Annotated in this window: 7 protein-coding genes; 4 read left to right on the forward strand and 3 right to left on the reverse strand. The window is 33.8% G+C overall.

Annotated elements, in window-relative coordinates:
* Positions 1-17: 17 nt before the first annotated feature.
* On the reverse strand, positions 18-2,663 hold the full coding sequence (locus FKV42_RS03270) for a DUF1616 domain-containing protein (RefSeq protein WP_230375464.1): 2,646 nt from the start codon (positions 2,661-2,663) through the stop codon (positions 18-20).
* Here FKV42_RS03270 and FKV42_RS14085 point away from each other — a divergent pair.
* The 3 genes from FKV42_RS14085 to FKV42_RS03280 all read left to right on the forward strand — a co-directional run bounded on the left by FKV42_RS14085 (position 2,563) and on the right by FKV42_RS03280 (position 4,036).
* Complete coding sequence (locus tag FKV42_RS14085; protein ID WP_230375466.1) at positions 2,563-2,772, forward strand: hypothetical protein; 210 nt, start codon at positions 2,563-2,565, stop codon at positions 2,770-2,772. The two genes, FKV42_RS03270 and FKV42_RS14085, sit on opposite strands and share 101 nt — an antisense overlap.
* A 203-nt stretch (positions 2,773-2,975) precedes the next feature.
* A complete protein-coding gene (locus tag FKV42_RS03275) occupies positions 2,976-3,797 on the forward strand; it encodes a M48 family metalloprotease (protein ID WP_196214030.1) in 822 nt (273 codons plus the stop codon).
* A 2-nt stretch (positions 3,798-3,799) separates the two neighbouring features.
* On the forward strand, positions 3,800-4,036 hold the full coding sequence (locus FKV42_RS03280; protein WP_154808812.1) for a hypothetical protein: 237 nt from the start codon (positions 3,800-3,802) through the stop codon (positions 4,034-4,036).
* Between the two features lie 16 nt (positions 4,037-4,052).
* Here FKV42_RS03280 and artC read toward each other — a convergent pair whose 3' ends face one another.
* Positions 4,053-4,994 (reverse strand): archaeosortase C, encoded by a 942-nt coding sequence (gene artC, locus FKV42_RS03285; protein ID WP_230375459.1) that lies wholly within the window; start codon positions 4,992-4,994, stop codon positions 4,053-4,055.
* Between the two features lie 210 nt (positions 4,995-5,204).
* Positions 5,205-5,462: a hypothetical protein gene (locus tag FKV42_RS03290; RefSeq protein ID WP_154808813.1), complete on the reverse strand. Its 258-nt coding sequence runs from the start codon at positions 5,460-5,462 to the stop codon at positions 5,205-5,207.
* A gap of 533 nt (positions 5,463-5,995) precedes the next feature.
* Between FKV42_RS03290 and FKV42_RS03295 the strand changes: the two genes are divergently transcribed.
* The coding region (locus FKV42_RS03295) for a flippase (protein WP_154808814.1) at positions 5,996-7,290 on the forward strand (1,295 nt) is incomplete at its 3' end.

Raw genomic sequence — 7,290 nt, forward strand, 5'->3', positions numbered from 1 at the left:
TATAATGATGATGCGTGTCATGCTGATACATAGAACACCCATTCATCTTTTTCTGTATTTCCTGCTTGGTCTGTTACTGTAAGTTGAACTTCAACCTTCCCATTTTCCAGTCCTTCTGCAAGGTAATATATTGAACTATAATCTATTTCCGCATTATCTGTTACATCTATGCCGTTTACTAAAAGTGTAATTTTTGTTTTGTCAATACCGGCACGATCATCAGAATAAGAAGCTGTGATGGAAATACTGTCTTTATTGATAGTTGCCTCTTCCTCAGGACTGATGCTTTTTATTGTAGGGTCGACCCTATCTATTATAAAGGTATCTTCTTCATAGAGGGTCAATGAGTCAACAGTTTTTGCAGTGACAGTTACGCGTGCTGTACCATCATGGATGGTATAATCTAGATCGTCATCATCAGTCGTGGCAGTATATATATACTCATTGTCATCTGAACTTTCATAATTAACTTCTAGCTTGTAGCCGTATCTATCTTTTACAACAACTGTGGGTTCTTCTTCTAATGCGGTGGACGATGTAACAGTAATTTCCACTTCATCAGATGTCTTTGATGGTTCAAAGTCAATTGTAAGTTCTTCTAATGTTTCATCTGTGTATAGTGTACCAAATGTGTAGGCTGTATTATTTGAATAGTCTTTGGCAGTTATCTCTATATCATATGTATCCTGAACTTCGACTGCATATTTACTTGTCCATGTAATATTATCATTTGTTGCAAGTTCTATATTTTCTGAAGCACCAAAATTGCGTGGGGTAATTACACATTTTACTGAAAGAAGCGGTTTGCTTGCCTCAACAGTAAGGTACGTTATGTCACTAGTCGGATTAGGTGTAATATCTAATTCTATTGTTGGGGCAGATGTATCTACAGTGGTACTGGCATCATATGTTGATTTATTTCCTTCTTCATTTAGTGCATTGTCTACTGATTTTGATTTGAAGTAATATGTGTATCCTTCTTTTCCTTCAAACTCTGCTGACGTTGTGATCGTCTTCGTTATCCAGTTCTTCCATATGATTCCATCTGTAGAGTATTGTATATCATAGTAGTATATTCCTGATTCAGAATCAGTTCCATTCCATTCTACAGTAAACTTGGAGTTACTTGTTTTTGGAAGTGGCAATACACATGATGTAGGGAGTTCAAATTCAACGGTGTTGTCTTCTTTTATGTAAGGTGATAATGCGGATTCTGGTATGAAAGTAACCTCATCTATTATCACTTCAACTGGGTGTAGTTCTTGCAGTTTTTCCTGAAGGAGCATAAAAGTAAGTGTATTGTTTCCTTCTTGTAAGGTAACAGGTATTTCAACATGTTGCCAGCCTTCATCACCATAAATGCCATCAGTCCATATGACCTCGTTGTTGAACACTATTCTCTTGAACTGTGTTTCATCTTTGTCTGCAGTGCCTTTGGTGTATGTGTCCTTAAGGTAGAAGGAAAGTACCACATTGGCTGATTCATTACTATGTATTATTTGTTGTACTGTGTGTGTAGTGTACTGATTAACCATTCCTTCATAGCTTGCATTAATGACATATGCCTTCGATGAATATATTCCTGAATTGTTCATGTAGTAGCCTGTAGCTATGGTGTCGTTAGTGGTGATGAATTCCCATCCTTCTTCAGATTCCATAGATGGATTTACTATTTCTGCAAAATCAATTACTTCATGTTCATTCGTCTGAACCGGCTCAGTGCTTAATACCTGATTGACCCAGAGATGTACTGTTCTATATGAAAAACCTTCTAACCCTTCTTTATATAATACAAGTTCTAGCTTCTGTTTTCCTTGCTTTGATTTTGTAGGGGTTATTGTAAGCTCTTTCTCCCACTTATCTTCATAATCAAGAGTTATTTCCATTGTGTTCAGCGTTGTTCCATCCAGAATTATCTCAAGCGTGTAGTTGATCTTTGCATATTCAAAATTCTCAACCCCTCCTATTATCTGTATCGGGTCACTTGTTGAGAAGTTTTCCGGGTAGTTTTCAGCTTTACCATCTGGACCTAGTATGTATAATGTTGTGAATGTCTCTTTTTCCCTGGTAGCTTTGGCGTAGGCAAACATTGAACCCGCAATGACGATTGAAAGTACCATTGCTATAATAAGGGTCTTTGTGATCTCGGGAGACAATCTTTCACCGGTTTGCAAGGCAGGTCTTTTCATTTCTTTCGATGTCTTGCGCATCGAAGCTATCTTTTTCCTGTTTCTGGCAGCAAAACGCTTGTCTTCTATATGTTCATCGTAACAAACCTCCCTCTCTTCCTCAACATTGCATGTTTCCGGTGCTGTAAGGGAGTAGATGAAATCTTTGTATGAAAAGCTAAATTGTTCTTCCAATGGAAGGCGTTTCCTGGTCAGATAAGCTATGATTCCAAATAGGAATGTGAGTAATACAAGTGAGATTGCAATTGAGTTTGGCCTGAATTTCCATACAGTAAGACTGATAAGAAATCCATCAAATACCATAATTACAATGCTGAAACCTACACTCAGTGTGAATCTTTCAATTCCTGAGATCTCCCGGTTTCCTGGGAACATGGCAGAAATAAAAGCATACCCTGGTAAAAAAAATATCAATATCGATGCAAAAAGTATCCTAAATGGTGTTTCACTAAAAGGCGGAATCAGGATAAACACGATTGATAGTAATGCTATCAAGAATGATATTTTCAGATCCTGGGTGTATTTGCATTTATTTTTGCCAAACATCTATTCACTTGATCCTTGTAAGTTAATCTGGTTATGAAATATGAATGAAATATTTATGAGTTGAAGGTAATTATTTGCTAAAATATATAAGTATAGGGTGCTATTGTATATCAACTTTGGAATAAAACGGCTTCAATTTAAAAATGAGGGATTATCATTAGAAATAATGTCTGGATATATCTTCTGTTTATTATGATTACTTTTCCTGTAGTATCAATTATATTCTACTTAGGGGGTCTGGTGCCGGGAGTTTTGAGTTTTATTATTGTTCTCATACTGAGCAGGGTTATGTATCTATCTTCATCACGTTTTATTTTGAAGTGGTATGGATGTCAGGATATACCCTCAGGTGAGTTTGAATATGTATATCCTATGTTAGATAGTCTTTGCAGTATTTTTTCTGTAAAAAAGCCGGAAGTTCATCTATTTGAATCATCTGTTCCTATAATTTTCACAGTGGGTTCAAAGAAAGTATCTCATATAGTAGTTTCCCGCAGATTGCTACATCTTCTGGAAGAGGATGGGCTGGAAATGGTGTTCGCCCGTGAACTTGTTCGTATCAAGGAAGGCAATGTGTCTCAAAATACTTTTGTAGCACTTATAGCAGGCATCATTGCTTCGTTTTCTACCACTGCTCTCTGGATGGCCATGTTGAGCGGTTTTGGTCAGGAAGAGGATCCTGCTCCAAAATTCATACGCTTTGTTGTTATGGGAATTGTAATGCTTCCATGTTCACTGATCGTTTATATCGGTTCGTCAGATTCAACATCAAATGCTGATATAGAAACAGCTAAGATTATGGGAAATAAATCTGTATTGTCATCCGCATTGAAAAGATTGCACAATGATATTCTCCTTAATTCTATGGAGTATTTCAACCCCGGTCATGTTCACTTATATGCCATGAATCCTGTTAAAGTAAATTCATTTTTCGACATTCACCTTTCTCTTTTTGACATGAGGCCCGATATTTCAACACGTTTGAGAACCATTGCTAATGTAGATGCTGATGACTGTCAGGAAAAAACAATCAAAAAAGTACTGGATGGAGTTGAGGTTTGAGTATGTTATCAGAGATTAATTATTTTTATACAAGTCTCAAAGACTGGCAAAAGGCAATGCTTTTCAGCTTTATTTCTTATTCGATCATTCTCTTTGGGCTAATCGTGGCTATTACTTTTATACTCAAAGATTTCAAATTCCTGCTTGTATTCGGACTTAGCTTTGTTTATATGGGTATTGTTATAGTCCTGATGATCATATCTATCAAGATATTTAAAAAGAGGTTAATTGAACGCTAAAATGCGTTCTATTTTTTTATTTTCTGTTGACGATGTACATGATACCGCCTGCTGTGACTGCAAAGATCATCCAGCCTATGTGGGTGTGAACTATCATCATAGTATCCATTCCATAGAGATATGCAGTAATATACAAGATTAGTACTCTGATAAGATTTGCAATATATGCAATAAGGACTGCAAAGCCTAACAAACTAAGTGTCCTTTTAATTTCCATTTTTTCTATTCTTGAATATCCAGCTACAATACCTATCAACAGGAACATTGAATAGAGTCCGGAACAGGGCCCGCCAATTACTATGGTCATGGGTTCAGAACCATATAGGATAACAGTTTCTGTGGCTATTATCTCAACGGGTATTCCAAGCATTTTTATAACTGCTACAGTTGGCATAAGGACAAAATAATGGTCAAAGAGATGGATAAAATCTATGTTGAAATATCCGAAGGATGAATAGAATATCAGGTATAATCCGGTGAACACAGAAGATATGTAAAAACCGAATTCTCCAAGTTGCTTAAAATCCTTCCTTCCTGTACCCATTGCGATTAATGAAATGCCGAGGAAAAAGACCATTGAATCAAGTGTTCCCAGTTCACTGCTGTTTATATAATTGAATATTAAATCTGCAGCTACAATGAAACCACCTATGAGCATAAAGTTTCTTGAGCTCTGTAACAACCCTTCTGTTCCTCTTAATTCTATTCTGGAAATCAAGATTGCAGCTATTATAAAAAGAATTACACCCATTATAGTAGAACCTTCACTTAGTTCTATTGTTGCCCCTGTGAAAAGTGCAAGTACTAATAGGATAATTATTATGTTTTTGTTTTCATCTTGCATTTTACTAGATAGCACATGTATGAAATAGTATATATATTTGACTGGTGATGCCATTTTATTAATTGAGATTATTAAATTAGCTCCTCTTTTCCTCCATTCTAATTTGATAAGCAATTATTCTCAAACATAATTTGCAAATCAGTTTGGATCTCTTATATTGTTCTGCAAATTTGTAAGTAACATCAGTTGATAAACAACAAAGTTTACAGTAACATACAGTTCTCTGTTCTTCATTCTAATTGATCTAACATCAAATTTGAGAAGATGTTTTATGTGTTTGTGGAACCTTTCTCAATCTTGCCTTGTCTCTTTTTTCTTCTGGAATTATGTATCTTCCATATTCTTATTTCTCAGATACATGCCAACTTGTTTTTCTCTTCCTGTTTTTGACTTCCTGTTAAGTGGAAAGTGGGGATCACCCCCACTTTTCCACATTTTATTAATTCCATAGTTGATTCGCTCAATTCTTCCTTCTGTACTGATTACAGCATCAGAAGGTAGACCTATTGTAGGATTGATATTCAAATAGTTCCAGATATCTGCATAGTTATTGAATGAATCATATGCACCATCCAAAGCCATACGAATCAGCTTCAATATTCAATCTTGTTAGGAATTCAACATGCTGTGCGATGTCGTCAATGTTTAGAAAATGTGGCAATCGGCAAACAGACACATTCTCTTAATCAATATCGTTTTGAATGGAGTCCTCAAAGAGAACTCCTTTATAATAAGTATAAATATCCTTCATGAGACTGGCCATATTTATACTATTTTAATCTTTGGAGAGAGCTGCTGCTACTTTTTTTGAGGTAGGTCTTATTGATAAAATAGGTAGGCTTTTAAATCAAAATTCTAATTTGATGATCTCTAATTGATTGGTATTATATGACTCTGCGATAAATTGATATTGATTTCTGTTAAAAGAGGTCAAGTATATCGATCAGTTAAAAATTTAGAAGGTGTTTATATGGGTCATTTTTAATATGATTATTTTCTACAGAGCCGTAATTTAAAAGCCTTGATTCGCAAATAAATAGTTTGCTCTTTTTCTACATGTATATCCTTTTTATAGTTATATTGTATATCAACACGGTGTGAATACTCTCCAAAAAATGCTTAAAAACACAAGTATTGTTATAATAGGTAATATATTATTCAAGTTAATCTCTTTATTTGTAACGATTATTCTTGCTAGGTATTTAGGGATAGCTGATTTTGGAAAGTACAGTTTCATTTATGCTTACACTGCTTTTTTTGGTATACTTACTGATCTTGGGATACAAACTATATTAGTGAGAGAAATGTCACAAGATTATTCTAAATCATCTTTAATTTTCGGGAATAGCTATGTGATTAAGCTAATATTTACAGTTATGGCAATTATTGTTTCAATCATATGTATTTTTTTCTTGCCATATCCGATAACTACTAAGATTTTAGTATCGATTGCATCATTCAATTTATTATTTGCTTCTCTAAGTAATCTATATGGTACTATTTTTCAGACAAATTTAAAAATGGAATATACTGTCATTCCTAAATTATTATCTAGGATATCTTCGGCAGTTATTATACTCTATATCATAATGATTAAAGGTTCACTTCTACAGATAATAATTGCTATTTTATTTTCAGAAGTAATTAGACTTCTTGCAAGTTATTTGTTTTCACGAAAATACATCAATTTGCAAATAGGGTTAAATCTTCAATTATGGAAGAATATACTGAAAAATGCAATTCCAATCGCTTTTTTTAACGTTATATGGATTTTTTATTATCAAGTAGATATATTGATGCTTTCATTTATTAAAGGAGATGTGTCAGTAGGACTTTACTCTGCTGCAACAAAATTAAATGAACCAATTGGTTTTTTTGTGGAAGCTAGTATTATAACATTGTTTCCTGTTATGTCGTCACTAGCCGTCACATCAAATGAAAAATTAAAATATATATATATAAATGGGTTAAGATATATTGTTATATTTATGCTACTTGTTGCCGTTGTTGCAACAATATTGTCGGATAATCTTATACATTTTATATATGGGGAACAATTTAGCAATTCTGCAGATGTGTTTATTATATTGATTTGGTCTTTAGTATTTATATCCATGAATTCTTTTTTATCTCATTTTCTAATTTCTATTGATAATCAAAAAGCAGTCGCAAAAATATATTTTATATCTGCAGCAATTAACATATTTCTTAATTATGTTCTTATCCCTACTTATGACTATGGCGGTGCAGCATTTGCAACTCTTATTACAAATATTATTCTACTATTTTTGAATTATAATACGTGTTCGTCAAAATTTACAAAAGCTAGTTTAACTTCTATTTTTATTAAACCTTTTATTGGTATTGCCTTTACTATATTATTTACTTTCTTTTTTTCAGAGTTAAATAT

It is taken from the genome of Methanolobus vulcani (genome assembly GCF_006546655.1).
In the GTDB taxonomy this organism is placed as follows: Archaea; Halobacteriota; Methanosarcinia; order Methanosarcinales; family Methanosarcinaceae; genus Methanolobus; species Methanolobus vulcani_A.

Excerpts from the sequence above, each read along its gene's own strand:
- FKV42_RS14085 (WP_230375466.1), top strand. The coding sequence starts at position 2,563 with ATGGCAGAAATAAAAGCATACCCTGGTAAAAAAAATATCAATATCGAT.
- FKV42_RS03280 (WP_154808812.1), top strand. The coding sequence starts at position 3,800 with ATGTTATCAGAGATTAATTATTTTTATACAAGTCTCAAAGACTGGCAA.
- FKV42_RS03290 (WP_154808813.1), bottom strand. The coding sequence starts at position 5,462 with ATGGCTTTGGATGGTGCATATGATTCATTCAATAACTATGCAGATATC.